The organism is Sphingobacteriales bacterium, assembly GCA_012517435.1.
GTDB lineage: Bacteria > Bacteroidota > Bacteroidia > CAILMK01 > JAAYUY01 > JAAYUY01.
Window position 1 is genome coordinate 1 of sequence record JAAYUY010000123.1, and the last position, 16,230, is coordinate 16,230.

The 16,230-nt window shown below is 38.0% G+C and carries 8 protein-coding genes; 1 reads left to right on the forward strand and 7 read right to left on the reverse strand.

Annotated features, from left to right (window positions below; genetic code table 11):
* Positions 1-232: 232 nt before the first annotated feature.
* The 6 genes from GX437_07115 to GX437_07140 all read right to left on the reverse strand — a co-directional run bounded on the left by GX437_07115 (position 233) and on the right by GX437_07140 (position 13,679).
* Complete coding sequence (locus GX437_07115; protein NLJ07421.1) at positions 233-1,048, reverse strand: ZIP family metal transporter; 816 nt, start codon at positions 1,046-1,048, stop codon at positions 233-235.
* Between the two features lie 151 nt (positions 1,049-1,199).
* Positions 1,200-1,535, reverse strand: coding sequence for a TerB family tellurite resistance protein (locus GX437_07120; GenBank protein ID NLJ07422.1), 336 nt, complete (start codon positions 1,533-1,535; stop codon positions 1,200-1,202).
* A gap of 37 nt (positions 1,536-1,572) precedes the next feature.
* On the reverse strand, positions 1,573-3,744 hold the full coding sequence (locus tag GX437_07125) for a tetratricopeptide repeat protein (protein NLJ07423.1): 2,172 nt from the start codon (positions 3,742-3,744) through the stop codon (positions 1,573-1,575).
* A gap of 121 nt (positions 3,745-3,865) precedes the next feature.
* Positions 3,866-10,441: a hypothetical protein gene (locus tag GX437_07130; GenBank protein ID NLJ07424.1), complete on the reverse strand. Its 6,576-nt coding sequence runs from the start codon at positions 10,439-10,441 to the stop codon at positions 3,866-3,868.
* 55 nt (positions 10,442-10,496) lie between these two features.
* The gene (locus GX437_07135) at positions 10,497-10,862 is read right to left on the reverse strand and encodes a hypothetical protein (GenBank protein NLJ07425.1); all 366 of its coding nucleotides are present in this window, start codon (positions 10,860-10,862) and stop codon (positions 10,497-10,499) included.
* Between the two features lie 141 nt (positions 10,863-11,003).
* Positions 11,004-13,679, reverse strand: coding sequence for a response regulator (locus GX437_07140; GenBank protein NLJ07426.1), 2,676 nt, complete (start codon positions 13,677-13,679; stop codon positions 11,004-11,006).
* Positions 13,680-13,948: 269 nt separating this feature from the next.
* On the opposite strand from GX437_07140, the gene GX437_07145 reads away from it, so the two are divergent.
* Positions 13,949-15,388 (forward strand): redoxin domain-containing protein, encoded by a 1,440-nt coding sequence (locus tag GX437_07145; GenBank protein NLJ07427.1) that lies wholly within the window; start codon positions 13,949-13,951, stop codon positions 15,386-15,388.
* Here GX437_07145 and GX437_07150 read toward each other — a convergent pair.
* On the reverse strand, positions 15,385-15,891 hold the full coding sequence (locus GX437_07150; protein NLJ07428.1) for a helix-turn-helix transcriptional regulator: 507 nt from the start codon (positions 15,889-15,891) through the stop codon (positions 15,385-15,387). The two genes, GX437_07145 and GX437_07150, sit on opposite strands and share 4 nt — an antisense overlap.
* Between the last annotated feature and the right edge of the window lie 339 nt (positions 15,892-16,230).

Sequence of the window (16,230 nt, forward strand, 5' to 3'; positions counted from 1 at the left end):
CAAAAATGCCTACAAATTATTTTCTTCGTGTCTTGGTGTCTTTGTGGTTAATAATTTTTTCACCACGGAGGCACGGAGAGCACGGAGAACACAGAGTTTTTTTTACCATGCAGGCACAGAGATTTTTTTTACCACATTAAAACTGAATATATTCCGATTGTTATAACACATGAAATAAAGGCATGGAAAGCCTTGGTTTTTCTTATAAGTAAATGGAATTGAATATTTTCGTTTATCCCAGCGCCACATCCAGCAACATCATGGTAGCAAAGCCTAATAGTGCTCCTATGGAGGATAAATCGGATTCGTTGCCGCTTTGTGATTCAGGGATCAGCTCTTCGACTACCACAAAAATCATGGCTCCGGCAGCAAATGAGAGAGCATAAGGAAGCAATGGGGTGATATGCAGAACCAGATAGGCACCAATAACACCTGCAACAGGTTCGACAATTCCAGATAACTGTCCGTAATTAAAGGCTTTCAGCCTTGAAAAACCTTCTCTTCTGAGTGGAATGGAAACAGCAGCACCTTCCGGAAAATTCTGGAGGGCAATGCCAATAGCGAGTGCAATAGCTCCGGTTAAAACGCCAGCATCAGGATTGTGTGACAATGCACCGAAAGCAACCCCAACTGCCAGACCTTCGGGAATGTTGTGCAAGGTGATGGCCAGCACCAGCAGCACACTTCTCTGCCAGGAAGTTTTGATGCCTTCCGCTTTATCGACCGCCAGACCAATATGAATATGAGGTAAAAGTTTATCAACCAATAACAGAAAAGCACCACCAGCCAGAAAGCCTATGATGGCAGGTATCCATGCAATTTTGCCCTGTTGTTCGGCCATTTCAATAGCAGGCTTTAGCAAAGACCAGAAACTGGCAGCTATCATTACTCCGGCAGCGAAACCCAACATTGAGTTCAGAATTTTCTTATTGATGGATTTGAAGAAAAAGACCATCCCTGATCCTAAAGCTGTAACTGCCCATGTAAATAAAGTGGCTATTAAAGCAAGCAAGACAGGATTAATCCCTAACAAATCATTCATTTTCATAGAATTAAAGCCTTTTTCTGATTCCGGATATATTTGCAAAATTTAAACCGCAAATATTAGCGGCTTGCCTGATCTTTTGATGATGAATATCATCTTACCTCTTCAAACCAAAACCCTCTTATCTCAATAAAATACTGATAATCAATCGTTATTATTTGGTTTCTTCTATTAATTCATTGAGAACATTTTCACTGATTGAAAACTTATCAGCTATTTTTTTCAGCAAAAGCATTTCTGAGGGGTTGATGTTGCCATCTATTTTCATCATTTTAACAAGGTCTTTCAGTTGGTTTTTCTTTTCTTCTTCACTTTCAGGCGGATGAAATTCAAAATCAATTTGCTGATTTAAAATGGTGATGATTTCACTTTCATCGATATCGTAACGTTCGGCTATTCTGTAAAGCAAATCAAGCTCTTTTTTATCAAGTTTACCATCTTCATAAATAAGTGCTACCAGATTAGAAAGATGACTCAGATGTTCCTTCATGATGTTAAATTTTATTTTTTGCTTTAATTAAAAAAGGTTAAAAGTTAGTTTCAAGAAAATACATATTCATCAGTCCTTTGCCTTTCACTTCCAGCGGTGGCCTTTCGGTAAAGTTGTATTTATCTTTTAACAGATGATAGGTATTTTCTGAAACATTGATTCTCATTACTTCAGAATTGGATTCCATACGTGAAGCCGTATTGACGGTGTCTCCGAAAACATCGTACAGGTATTTTCTGACACCTACAATCCCTCCTACTGCCCTGCCAGAGTTTATTCCGATACGTATATTCCATTTGTGCTGGTGCGTGGCATTTCTCTCATTTAGGTATTTGATCACATCCACTGCAGCGTTGACAATATTTTCCGCATGTTTTTCATTCCTGACAGGCATGCCGCAGACAGCCATGTAAGCATCTCCTATCGTTTTGATACGTTCACATTCATGACGCACGAAAATATCATCAAAAGCAGTAAACATATCATTCAATTCGCTGATGAGTTCATCCGGATCCATGGTGGCTGAAGCTTTTGTAAAACCAACAATATCAGAGAAAAAGACACTGACATTTTCGAATCCTTCGGGCTGGGTACTTCCTTTTTCTTTAAGGTCGTTTACCACTTTAACCGGTAAAATATTAAGCAGCAATTCTTCGACTTTAGCCTTTTCACGAGCAATGATGGCATTGTCACGTTTCTTTCGCTGCAAACTTTGCAGAATGACAATGACAAGTATTAATACCAAAACGAGTCCGACAACAAAAAACACAATAACAGTCCGCTGGCGGGCGAGCTTTGTGGCCTGAATTTCCTTGTCTTTGTTCAGCAGCTCAATCATCTGCTTGTTCTTTTCTGTTTCGTATTTGGTCTGCAGTTCGCTGATTTGCCGGAAGAGGTTTTCATTCAGCAGAGAATCATTCACCTGTGAATAAAGTTCATGATAATCAAGTGCTTTCACATAATCTCCTGTGGTTTTTGCCAATTGATATAAAGACAGATAAGTGTTTTTTCTGATTTCGAGAGAACCCACCTGATAAGAAATGGATAGGCTTTGGTTGTAGTAGTCATAGGCGCTGGGGTATTGCTTAATGTCTTTGTAAATATTACCGATTGCCAGAAGATTGGAAGCCATTTCCTTTTTATTGTCCAGCATCTGATTGATTTCATAGGCATTTTTGTAATATTCAAGTGCTTTGGCATTTTCATTCAAACGTTGATAGGCTAATCCAATATTTTGGAGACAGACGGCTATTCCTGCTTTGTCATTAATTTCTCTTTTGATTTTCAGGGCTTTTTCGAAATATTCAATCGATTTTTTACTCTCATTTTTAAGCGAATAAACTATTCCGATATTTGTATAAGCATCGCTTACACCTCTTTTGTTCCCTGTTTCTTCTGTGATTTTCAATGATTTCTGATAGTATTCAAGTGCTTTTTCCAGATTGTTCATTTTCTGAAAAATGATACCATATAGGTTGTAGCAGTTTGAGATATATTCCACCTGATTTATAGCTTCAAAGGTATTCAGGGCATTTTGCAGGTTGTCCATGGCCAGATCGTATTTATCCAGATTCAGATAGCTGTTGCTGATGTTGTAGTATAAAATAGCAACTCCCCTTTTATCTTCTAATTTTTCTTTGATTTTCAACGATTTCTGATAATATTCGATGGCTTTGTCAAACTGGCTTTTGTTTGAATAGATCTGTCCGATACCATTAAGTGTTTTGGCGATTCCTATCTGGTCATCCAATTCTTCTCTGATTGTCAATGCTTTCTGATAATATTCCAATGCCTGATCATAGTTCCCGGATTGGTCATTTAAAATACCCATCAGGTGGTAGGCTTCGCCAAGATTGGATTTGTCTTTCAGTGTTTTTGCAATGCTGATAGCCTGCAGAGCATAATTTTTTGATTTTGAAATTTCATCAAAAGAAGAATAAACAATGGCCAGATTTATATACGCCCTTGCTTTTTCGGTGTTGTTTTTTTGCTTGTCTGCTGATTTTAGCGCCATTTCGGCATATTTGATACAATCTTCTGTGAGTCCTGCATAAAAACATTCCCTTGCCAGATCATTGAGACATTTTGCCTCATGTGCTTTACCAGCCTTATTCAAAGCACTTTTTAAGCTATCGATGGTGCTCTGGCTGGATACATTCAGGTAAAGTAACAAAAAAACCTGAATTATAAAAGCAGTTTTCAATTTCATGGTTTTTCCTTATTTGGCGTATGCGGTCAGTTAATTTTCATGGCAAAGCTACAAATATTATCAAAATAAAAAAAGCTGTCAACCATCGCTGACAGCTTTTCTTTAAATCAGGTATTGTTATTTATTTCGTAAATATCTGACGGACAAGGGTTTTTTCTCCCGAGACAGCCCTCAGGATGTAGAATGAAGAACTGTAGGCGGAAAGATCAACCGTATATTCTCCGGTGAAACTGGTATTCAGAAGTTGCTTCCCGTTCAGATCATACAGTTGTATGCTGATGATTTCGCCTGAAAGATCAGTCAGATAGAGTGTTTTGCCTGAAATAAAGTAATTCATCTTCAGGTCATTATTTTCAGCAACCGAAATGTTTGTGGTAGTAAAACTTAGCTCTGCTCCATAGACGGTTCCTTTTGCATTGGTGGCATAAGCCCTTACATAATAGGTTGTTTTCGGGCTTAATCCGGTTATCTGGCTGACAAAAACACCTGAACCGCTCCCATCACTTGTTTTTGTGGATAAAGTAAAATCCGGATTAGGTGATGTGCTCCAAACCACTCCCCTTTGGGTGACAGAAGCTCCTCCTTCATAGGTAACATCTCCGCCACAGGTGGCTTCATAGTCTCCGATATTTGTTACGGGGGAAGTTGTAACTGCCGGATAATCAATGTCTGTAGTGAAGAAAGTATCGTTTCCGTAGGTTGTTCCCAGACTGTTTTCGGCCTTAACCCTATAATGATAGGTGGTATTTGGCTGAAGTCCTGTCAGGCTGTAAATGACATTTGAGGTAGTCATTCCGTTGAGGGAGTCCGGAACGGAGTTTACGCTGTTTCCGTAAGCGGTTGTGGTTCCCCATTCAAAGGTAATTTTAGTCGGAAGGTTATTGGGGTTCACTTCGGCATTCAGCTGGGCGGAATTAACGTCAATATTGGAGGCAGCAAGTGTTTTTGCATAGGGAACATCCTTGAAATCGGTTGTGAAAGACTGATCTGCCCCATAAACAGTACCTGCCTGATTGCTGGCAACGACTCTGAAATGATAGGTCGTATTCATGTCGAGTCCGGTGATTGTAATGTTAATATTTTCCCAATTCATTCCGAAAACTGAATCAGGAGCAGGTGTTATGGTATTGCCGTAAGTAATGGTTTTCCCATATTCAAAAACAACGCTTGTCGGAGAATTATTGGCTTTAACCAAAGCATGCAGTTCGGCAGATGTAGTCTGAACGTTATCAGCACTTTGGGTGACCGCTTCCGGTAGAATAGACGGTGTGTTAAAGACAGAATCAGCACCATAGCTAATGCCAGCCTGATTTTCGGCAACCACACGGTAATGAATCGTTGAGTTCGGCAGTAATCCTTTAATTTGGTATGAAACAGCCGTTTGATTCATTCCAAAGACTGAGTCGGGCTGAGCATCAACGGTAGTTCCGTAAGCACTGGTAGCTCCATATTCAAATTTGACCTTAGTCCCTGAATTATAAGCAGTTACTAAAGCATTAATGGTGGCTTCACTGTCGCTGATACCGGTAGCTGATTGTGTAAGGGCTTCAGGTGGCAATGCAGTTGTAGTAAACTGAACATCATTACCATAAACAGTACCTAACTGGTTGTTCCCGACAAGGCGGTAGTGATAGGTAGTATTAGGTTGAAGGTTGGGCAGGTTTTCTGAAACAATAATATCATTCAGCCCATTTACCGGACTTTGCGGAACAGATAAGGTGCCACCGTAATTTGTGGTTAGTCCATATTCAAAATAAACTGTTGTAGAAACGTTATTGGGATTAACCTTTCCTCTTAAATCGGCTGAATATGCCTGAATATTTGTTGCACTCATCGTACTGACAACAGGTAATAAGGAGCTTGTAACGAAATGTGTATCAAGGCCATAGCTTATTCCAGCCTGATTGACGGCCACTACTCTGTAGTGATAGGTGGTGTTAGGTAATAAATTGCTCAGGTTGAAACTGACTGCCTGTGGATTGGTTCCATTCAGCGGACTTTGTGTTGCGGTATCAATATTTCCGTATGCCTGGGTTTGCCCGTATTCGAAATAGACAACTGTCTGACTGTTTTCAGCATTTACAGTGCCGTTCAGAGTGGCCTGATAAGCTGAAATATTGGAAGCAGCATCGGTTTGTGCACTTGGTTTTACGGCCAGTGTAGTAAAGGAAGAATCAGCTCCTTTTACTGTACCTGCCTGATTTGTGGCTGATATTCTGTAATAATACTTTTGATTGGGCATCAGGCCTGAAAGCTTGGCTGAAACATTGGTCAGTGTATCGCTGTAAGCATATTTAGGATTTGCATCCATTTTCGATCCATAGGAAGTAGATGTGCCATACTCAAACTCAATGGTTGCAGTGGAATTATTCGGGTTGACACTGCCGAAAACTTTTGCTGAACTTCCTGAAATGCTGTCCACTTTACCGGTATAAACATCAGATAATTTTGCTAGAGTAAAGAAAGAGCTGTCGGCACCTGTGGAGGTTCCGCATGCTGATTGAGCCGAAATGGTATAATAGTATTTTCCGTTAGGTGATAATCCTGTCAGGTTGGCATAGACAATGGAATCCTGTACCCCTGCCAGAGACGATGGAGTGGCATTGACAGAAGTGGTGTAGGCTATTGAAGGTCCATAATAGAACTTAATGGTCGTATTTTCATTATTTGGATTCACCATACCGGTTATTTTTGCTGCATTGGAAGTAATTTGAGAAGCGGTAAGGGTTGAAGTCATTGGTTTTGGACAAAACTCGATGGCACCGATATCCGGAGTTGTACTCCTTGTATTCCCAAAGAAATCGGTTGTAATGCTTAAATCTTTGGCAGTATTGTTAAGAAAACCGTTTTGTGGTTCAAAGTTATTCTGTGCTTTGAATAAAGGATTTACATTGTAAGAAGCAGTATCTTGTCCGGTAGCGGTTTTCCAGTCAGAAAATGTGCTCATGGCAGATCCGTAATAACCAAAAACTGCATTGCTGCCATCTGCCCAGTAGTCATTGTTATTGATGGTCTGAACATTTGCCGAACTGTAAATATAGGCACTGTAAGCTTTTGTTCCGCTTCCGCCTGTCATGCTGTTGTAGAAAATGTTGTTCCTCAGATCGAGTCCTGTTACTGATGAAGTTGTGGTGATAAATGCTGCACATTGATCGGCAGTGGAAGTATTGGCAATTGCTCCCCGCATGATCACAGTATTAAAATATACCTTGACATTGGTTCCTCCGGCCAGTCTGATACCGTAAGGATTATAAGTAGTACTTGTGCCGTCTCCGTCTGTAATTAAGTCATGAATCAGGTTGTTCTGGATGGTCATATTATTATTGGAAGTAGTGGAAGAAATAACAATACCATAGGCTCCCCAACCACCAGTACTTAATGAATTCAGGTTGTACACATGATTGTTTTCTACTTTTGCTCCGCTGCAACCGGCACCAATGTCTATTCCTGCTATGTTGATACTGTTGGTGGTCAGAAAATTATAAATGGTATTCCCTGAAATGTAAGGAGAATTGCAATAACTGATGTAAATGCCCTTGTATAAGACACTTATAGAAGTAGAATCATTTCCGATAGTATTATTGGTTATCACCAGGCTATCGAATGGATTGGCAGAGTTTCCATATCCGTCAATTCCATAATATGCATTGTAAATGTGATTGTTATGAATGGTCAGGTTATGATGTCCGTAACCTGAAGATCCTAAATTACCTCCGAAATAAATGCCATAGGAAATGGCCGTTTGAAATCCATTTTCAATATTACAGTTTTTAATGGTAATATAGGTTGCTCCGTTTGTTGTGCTAAGTGAATTTAACCCAACTACTGTATTTGAACCACTGGTTTTGGTGCTTTTCAAAGTCAGGTTTCTTGAAGTTGAATTATTATTGCTCCCATCTATGGTAATGTAATCGGCTCCGTTGAATAAAAACACGGCTGTATCGGCTTTGATAACGACATTTTTACCAGAGGCAGGTTTTAAAGTAACTCGTCTTGCATAGCTCAATCCGGCATATTCTTCAAATTTGATGGGAAATGTCTCGTTTGTATAAAGGGTATCGGTCAGCAGGAAGGTGACCGGACATGTTATTTCATTGATTTTTAAGGCATTTACTGCATTGGTTATGGTAGTGTAGGTGTTTCCTGTTCCGACATTGTATGTCCCGCACATTGAACCAAGAATAAGGTACTGGTCGGGTGATGCCGGTGGTACCGAAGCTGCCGGAGGATTGGCGGAAAATCCGCTTGCTCCTGCCGGTTTGCTGCCAACATTGGGAGTGGATGCATTGTCCTGAGCCACGATATAGTATTTTACAGTATCTCCGCTTGAAACAGTCGGACTGAGTGTGAAAGAAAAACTATCATTTCCGTTATAGGAAGCAGTTGCTGTTGTCCAGCTGCCACTGTTGACCCTGTAGTATAATCTGGGTAAACCTGAACCGGAGGTGGGTACGCCTGAAGCATCAGTAATTTTTGTTTTTAATACTCGTGAAGAAGTTGAAGAAGTATTGGACAGTGGACTATAGCTGATATTTGGAGCGGATAAATCTGCACCGGTAAAACTACCTTCATCAGCCCCTATGTCAGGAGTATTTGTATTTCTGCTGTTCCCATCAATATCGTCAGTGATGGCAACAGGAGAACTTACCGGAGCAGCTCCGCTTTCAATCTGAGTGGCTACATTGGTTTTAATGTGCAGATCATAAGGTTTAGAGCTGACATTAACGAATGGAGGATTTTCTGAAATAGAATTGCTTTCAGCCGGATTGAAACGATTTTTAAACTGGGCAAGCGTTGAGTCCTTGTTTGTTCCGTCATAGAAGATAACATTATTGCCTGACGGAGTTCCGGCATACAATAAGTTATTGTTTGAGGATGAGGAATGAGTGGTTTGTGTGGTGGTACTTCTTTTATAAGCTGCATTTACTCCTGATGAACCTGTCATTGAAAGATTCACAAGAATGTTGTTTCTTACATCTATATTAACAGAAGTGCTTGTGTACAGAGCATTTGAGCCAAAAGTAGAAGATGTTCCCATAGCTTTCAGATAAACGGTATTGAAATATACTCCGGCATTAGTTCCACCGTTGAAATAAATCCCGTTTACTGAATTGGCACCAGAAGAGGAAGGAGCTTCCAGATCCGATACAAAATTGTTGTAAATCCATCCATTGGTCCCACTCGACATGTAAATACCATAAACAGTTGCATTAGCATTCATTGATGTCAGGTTATAGATTTTGTTTTTGTACAGATAGATGGAATCACCGGATGCGGTAGATATACCGTAAATTGTTGTCCCTAATGTAGTTAACCCGTAAACTGTATTGGAAAAAATTTCTTTGTTTGTACTTGAAACAGGGTATGAATAAATGCCATAGATATTCCCTGTCGAGGTATTGCTGATATTGTAAACTGTATTACCATATATGTATTCATAGCCATTGGTGGCGGTATTGTACTGGTCAATTCCGTAAGTAGTCCCGGTACCGGTTTTTGTTACGTTTCTGACAATATTGCTGTCAAGGTATAATTTTAGATAGGTCGCACTGGTGTAAATACAATACAAAGATCCGGAACCCGGTATATTTACAGAATCAATAAGATTTTTTTCGATAAATACTTTATCAGCAGAAGCACTGTTATAAATGCCATAAAAACTTCCTGTATAAGTTGAAATGGCTGTAATATTTTTAACCGTATTATTGTAAATCTTTACCGTATTGTTTGCAGCGGTCGATCCCATAGCATTATTTATTCCATAAGTGCTTGAAGAAGAGGAGCTTATATAGAGTGAAACAGTGTTTTTGTAAATTTCTACATTTGAACTGGTACCTGTTGATAAAAATATGCCATAAAGTGTTGTAGTCGTTCCAATTGTGCCATTGCTGATGTTATTGTTGGCTATCTTCAGATTGTTCTGATAAATGGCGTAAATTCCGTAAGCTGTACTGGAGCCTCCTCCGTAATTTAATAAAACATTGCCGCCATCAACTCCGATTTCATTGTTCTGGTCGTAAAGTGAATAGGGTGATGAAGCTGAATAGCCTTTTATTGAAATAGAAACATAGGCACCGGTAATTTTGTTGTTATAGATTTTCAGGTAGCTGTTTGTACCCGAGGAAGTAGTAACTGTCAGCGAGGATGTAGAGGTTGATGTATGATTCCCAGAGTAAATACCAATTGTGTTTACATTTGAGTTTTTCAGTGAAACGTTGCAGTTTTTAATGGTAACGTATTGAGAACCATCTGTTCCTGAATATTTTAGTATGGCATATCCCCATTCCATCAACGTGGTATTGTTGGTTGATGTTGAAGTATCGGCCACATCAATCCCGTCAAAAGTGATGTAATCGGTACCTTCGATTTTAATAATACCGTCTGTAGTAGTTGAGCTTCCGGGCGTTGCATAAATGATTGGATTACTCCCACTCCCTACTTTTTTGAATACAATAGGACTGGAAGAAGATGAGGTCGCTGTACTGATGGTTAAATTTGAGGCGGTTTCAACAAAATTGGCATCAATTTCAAAAGTTACCCCTCCGCTGCCAACTCCATTGCTGTTGAGGTCGGAAATGGCCGAAGCTATTGAGGAATAGTTACCTCCTGAGGTTTTAATTGTTTTTGTTCCTGTAAGCTGTGCACTGACTCCAGTGGCAAAAAGGCTTAAAATGGCTAATAAATATAACGGTTTCATGAATTTAGATTTAAAATTTTGTGGCAAAAATAATTAGGAAAGAGAGAGGGAAAAATTATTTTTTTTCGAGGTTTAACTCAACGGTTTTGCGGTGCCCCGGCTCTACAGTAACGGCAATATAACCATATAGATAAACTTCATTATTGTTGATGTATTTGAAAGCATCGCAGTAATAAGATCCGGGAGGAAGAGCTCCAAAATCGGCAAGTCCGTCAATATTGGCATGAACCTGTTTGACATAATTCCCTAAATCGAGGTTTTTCTTACTGGTTGATATGGAAGCAACGGCATTATCAACAGCTTCACCATTGTAATAAATCTGAATTGAAAGTCTTCCGTTTTCATTGGGATCAGTCCGTTCACATGAAAATATGCCGGCTGTCAACAGGAAAATAAAGCTGAGTAATCCGATTTGTTTCATTAATTTCATTACTTTTTGCATTGCAAAGGTATATTTCACTGTAATTGTAATTATAGTTTGGTTATTAAATAATTGTGAATAACTTTTCTGCCTCTAATAACTTAAAAGCAAAAATTTTATTTCAAAGACGAAAAGATTTTTTCAGAGGTTTAAATAGCGGGAAATTAAATATAGCAATTGTTCGCGTTTGATTGGTTTTGCAATATAATCGCTGCAGCCAGCTTCCAGCGCCATCATCCTGTCATCATCTCTTGCATAAGCAGTTATGGCAATAATGGGCAACTTTTTATACATTTCCTTGATTCGTTGGGTGGCTATTAATCCGTTTAATTCGGGTAGTTTTATATCCATCAAAACAAGGTCGATATTTCTTGATCTGCAGGCATCCACGGCCTGTTTCCCGTCTTTTGCCCAGATGATCTGTGCATTGGTCTTGCTGAGTACCGTTCGCACCAGATTGAAGTTTGAATCGATGTCTTCAACAACCAGTATGGTTTTACCTTCCAGATTGAGATTCCCTATTTTCTGATATTCAATGGTTTGTAAAATATTCTTTGCATCTACCGGAAAATACGGCAAGGTGAAATAGAAAGTGGAACCCTTTCCATACGTACTGCTTACCCAAATATCTCCTCCAAGCAATTTGACTAATCTTTGTGAAATAGTGAGTCCAAGACCTGATCCGCCAAACTTCTTCCAGATTTTTTCATCGGCTTGCTTGAAGCGGTCAAAAATTACGGTTTGCTTATCTTCAGGAATGCCGATTCCGGTGTCTTTTACGTAAAACTCAATGAAAAGCTCCTCTCCTGTCAGCAACTGGTTGGATTTAATCTTGTATCCTATTTCGATGCTTCCGGTGGTTGTAAACTTTTGAGCATTGCTGACAAGATTGGTCAGTATTTGCTTGAAACGGTAAGGATCAGTCAGAATAGCAAAGTTTTCGGATATTTTTGGCACCGAGATGATGACCTCGACATTTTCTTTACCTTGTTTTTTCAGGTTGTCGCGTGCTTCGAGTGCGGTTTCATTTATAATTGAATTAACATGACATTCTGTGTTTTCTATTCTGAGTTCTCCGGTTTCAATTTTGGCAATGTCGATAATGTCATCGATTAAATGCAGTAAAATCTCTCCGTTATTATTAATCAGCTTGATAAATTCTTCTTTTTCCTTTTCAGTGAAATCGGGGTCATTAAGCAGATCGGCAAAGCCGATGATGGCATTCATGGGTGTTCGTATTTCATGCGACATGGCAGCGATAAATGCAGTTTTTTGCTTGTCTGCTAATTCTGCCATAATCTTTGCTTCCGAAAGCTCTGCCAATAGCTTCTTTCTGGAAAAATATTCATCTGATTGTTTCAGACAGTCATAACAAAGGCTTGAAATCTGCTGGCAAAGCGACCATAAATCATTGGTTGCCTTCTCGATATATTGTTTGTTCGGAAGTGGTTCATTTTCAATCAGATTCTTAATCTCTGACCGGGAAAAATTCAGACGCTGAAAAAAATTACTCTGACTTAATTTTTCAAAACCTTCGATATTGACGAAACCACATACCCAATTGGCTATTTCTTTGCCATTTGCCAGAATCGGGATTTTTTTAACTGTGATGTTACAGCTTTCGCATTTCTGGACTTCAAAAACACTTTTTGAAAAATGAGAGGTTAATGCCAGATCAACAAAAAAACATTTGTCATCAATAACTTTTCCCCTTGAAAGAATTTTGCAGGCACTGCTGAAATTACTCATTTTTGTCAGGGGAGCACCATTTTCATCCACTATCAGGCTGGCTATCTTGTAGGTATAACTGAATTCATCCTGCAAACGTTGAAGGGCATCTTTGCTGATGATTTCCTGTAACATCAACTGATGACTATCTCCTTCTTTGAAGTAATTGGCCTCCAGCTTTTGAGAAAAAATATTTTTACTCTCCTGAAATAAGCTTGTCTTGGTCTTTTCAAGCATCTGAAAAAGGCGTTCTTCCCTTTCCTTATTCTCTTTTTCCTTTTTATGTTTTTCAGAATAATCGATGAAAGATATGATGAAGCCTCTCAGAGAGCCTTCTCTTTCTTTTTGAGCAGTGATGCTGAATAAAATATCAGCCGGACCTTGTATGGTTTCAATCGAAGTATTGTTGACAAAATAACTGGCATTTCCTTCTGCAATGATAAATTTGATCAGGCTCTCTGTTGAATTGAAAAAAATATTACAGTTGAGCTTGAATATCTCATTGATATGTCTGCCTACTGCCTCTTCTTTTGATATACCAATTTTCTTACAGGCAGAATGATTGATAAACAGTGTCTTTCCTGTCAGATCTGTTTCAATAATTCCTTCGGGTAATTGTTCCAGAAACTTTAGGTATCTGTCTTCATTTTCAGTTTTTATCTGTTTTTCTTCAACCACTATTTCAGGATGAAAAATAATCAGTTTTTTTTGCGGATGCTCAACAGAATAAATGGAAATCAGGTAATTTTTTCCCGTAGTGGTAAGTGAAACTTTCTCTTGTCGATATTCTTTTGACTGACTTTCAATAATTTGAATGATGTCAGGCTCTGTCTGATTTTCAAAAAACTCTCTGATATGGTGGCCAAAAAGCTCTGCCTTGTTTTTATTGAAATAATTCAAAGCCGATTGATTGGCATTTTCAATAATATTATTTTTGTCGAGTTGAAAGACGATTTCTTCAAATTTCTCAAAAACTACCGACCAGATATTCTCAAAGTTTTCTGATGCCGGAGAATAAAGCTCAATTATTTTACTTTCAAGTATTTTAATTCTGCTTTCCAGATCCTCGTATGTCGGTGAATTTGCCACTTCAGAACAGATATTCTTTTATTCTTCGTTTAATTCCTTTCAGGACTGATTTGTTCCACAAAATTATGTAACTCTATTTCACATTGCAAATTTAAGGAATAGTCTTTTTGAAAATTGTAATGTGGATAACTTTGTACCTATTAATTAATTAATTGGCAGCAGTATCGGTTGTTGTTAAGCTGAAGCAAAAATAAATTCTTAAAAGCCTTTAAATTGTCTGTATTTTGCAACTAAAATAAACGCAACGATTTACATCAAAAATAAAAGCAATGAAAAAAATTTTTCTGGCCTTTCTGTTAAGTTTGTTTATCATAGTTCTGAAAGCCCAAAATACCGAGATCAAAATCAAATTCAGAACTTTTAAAAATCAGGATATTTATCTTGGATTTCATTATGGTAATAATAAATACATCAGAGATACCACTCATGTTGACAACAAAGGAATAGCTGTTTTCACAGATAAAAACAAGGATCTGAAAGGTGGTATTTATTTGATAATTACGCCCGATATGAATTATTTCGAATTTATTCTTGCCGAGAAAAAGATTTTTCTTGAAACAGATACAGGAGATTTTATCAAACAAATGAAAGTCATTGAATCTGAAGAAAATAAGATTTTTTTCAACTACTTATTATACATTGAACAGAAACAGCAGGAAAAGCAGAATATTCTTAAAGAAAAAGCCATTTTTGCCGATAATAAACAAAAATCGGATGAATATGATAAAAAAGTCAGTCAGGTGGATGAGGATGTTAAAAACTATATGAAAAGCCTGATTGAAAAATATCCTGATAAGTTTTTTCCTAAGGTGCTTAAAATGATGAATGATCCTGTGCCGAGAGAAAAGCTTAATAATGAAGCAGATTCTACCTATTCAGAGTATTTATACAATTTTTACCAGCAGCATTACTTTGACAATGTTGATTTTTCGGATGAAAAAATTTTACGCACCCCTATTTATGAAAGCAAAATTGACCGTTTCATGGATCGTATGACCATGCATCATCCCGATTCAATTAAACTCTCAGCCTCAAGGGTGATTGACCTTAGCAGGGCGAATGAAGAAGTTTTCAAATTCACTTTGGTAAAACTTTTTAATAAGTATGCCCAGTCTGAATATATGGGCATGGATGCCGTATATGTTTATCTGGCTGAACGATATTACCTGAGTGGACTGGCAAAATGGGCTGATTCTGCACAAATCAAGAAAATTTATGATCGCGTGGTTAAATTAAGCTCAAACCTGATAGGAATGAAAGCCCCTGAGCTGATCATGAAAGATACCAACGATCAATATCATTCCCTTCATGCACAACCTGGTATTTACACGATTTTAGTTTTTTGGGACCCAAGTTGCGGACATTGTCAGAAGGCTATTCCTTTTCTTGAAAAGTATTGGGAGCGTGTTTCACATGATTCATTTTCAATATATTCCGTTAATATTGGAAATGATGGAAAAGAATGGAAACAATTCATTGCAGATAATAAACTCAGTTTTCTGTGCGTGTGGGATCCGTTAAACTACAATAATTTCAGGGTTTTATACGATATTTTCAGTTCTCCGGTTGTTTACCTGCTGGATAAAAACAAGAAAATTGTTGCTAAAAGAATCGGTGTCGATAAAATTGAAGAAATAGTCAATATTCTTGAAGGGCGAACTATCCCTGAAAAAAATGACCTTCAGGATAGCAAAAAGGAAAATGACTAATTTTCAGGGTAAAAGATTTCATATTCATTGTCGTCATAAAAAACAGTAATCATTTTTATTTTCCTTTTACGAGGATGTATGCTGGACATAATCATTTTTTCCGAAATAGCTGATTTTTCCTCAGTATATTGTTTTTCAATGCTTTGAGACTCTTTTTCAACAGACTCAACTGTCTGAGATTTAATTTTTTTCACTTCGCTGATAGCAGGGCTATGAATTTTTGAATCTGAAGCCGGTTGATTTTCAAATAAACCACCAAAACTGACGGATGCTCCGGAAATATCATCCCTGAAAGTATTACCCTGACCAAATAAAAGCCATTCAGGATTGATATCAGGAAAGCAATTCAGTATGCTTTGAACCATTTCAAGGCTGGGATTGTTTCTGCCAGTCAAAATATGTGACAATCTCGACCTGTTCACATTGATGGCATCAGCCAGACGGCTTGGAGTGAGGTTTTTCATTTCAATTATTTGCTTGATTCTGTCAGTTATAGTTGCCATACAAATGTAAATTTAATAAGTTAACAATTGTAATCACTTTTGTAACGCTGCAAAATTACAAATGTGTATTCAAACATACAAAATTAATTTTTCAGTAAATGAATGTTAGCTTTGAGTTATGTCCTTGATAGGAATTAAACTATCAGCTTTGAGTATTTCTTTTCCGGTTTAAATTAGGAAAAATTCGTGATATTGCCTAAATGAATAGATAAAGCTATATCTGTTTCTTTAAACTGAAGAAAGTAGCATAACCTGTCTAGTAATCAGCATACTTCTCTAAATAAATTTATCTAAAATGCTGATTAACAGATTGATATACTTCTCTTTTAATACGGTTGC

What these genes read in the sequence shown, in the direction of transcription:
- GX437_07115 (NLJ07421.1), bottom strand. Translation starts at nt 1,048, where the DNA reads ATGAAAATGAATGATTTGTTAGGGATTAATCCTGTCTTGCTTGCTTTA.
- GX437_07120 (NLJ07422.1), bottom strand. Translation starts at nt 1,535, where the DNA reads ATGAAGGAACATCTGAGTCATCTTTCTAATCTGGTAGCACTTATTTAT.
- GX437_07125 (NLJ07423.1), bottom strand. Translation starts at nt 3,744, where the DNA reads ATGAAATTGAAAACTGCTTTTATAATTCAGGTTTTTTTGTTACTTTAC.
- GX437_07130 (NLJ07424.1), bottom strand. Translation starts at nt 10,441, where the DNA reads ATGAAACCGTTATATTTATTAGCCATTTTAAGCCTTTTTGCCACTGGA.
- GX437_07135 (NLJ07425.1), bottom strand. Translation starts at nt 10,862, where the DNA reads ATGAAACAAATCGGATTACTCAGCTTTATTTTCCTGTTGACAGCCGGC.
- GX437_07145 (NLJ07427.1), top strand. Translation starts at nt 13,949, where the DNA reads ATGAAAAAAATTTTTCTGGCCTTTCTGTTAAGTTTGTTTATCATAGTT.
- GX437_07150 (NLJ07428.1), bottom strand. Translation starts at nt 15,891, where the DNA reads ATGGCAACTATAACTGACAGAATCAAGCAAATAATTGAAATGAAAAAC.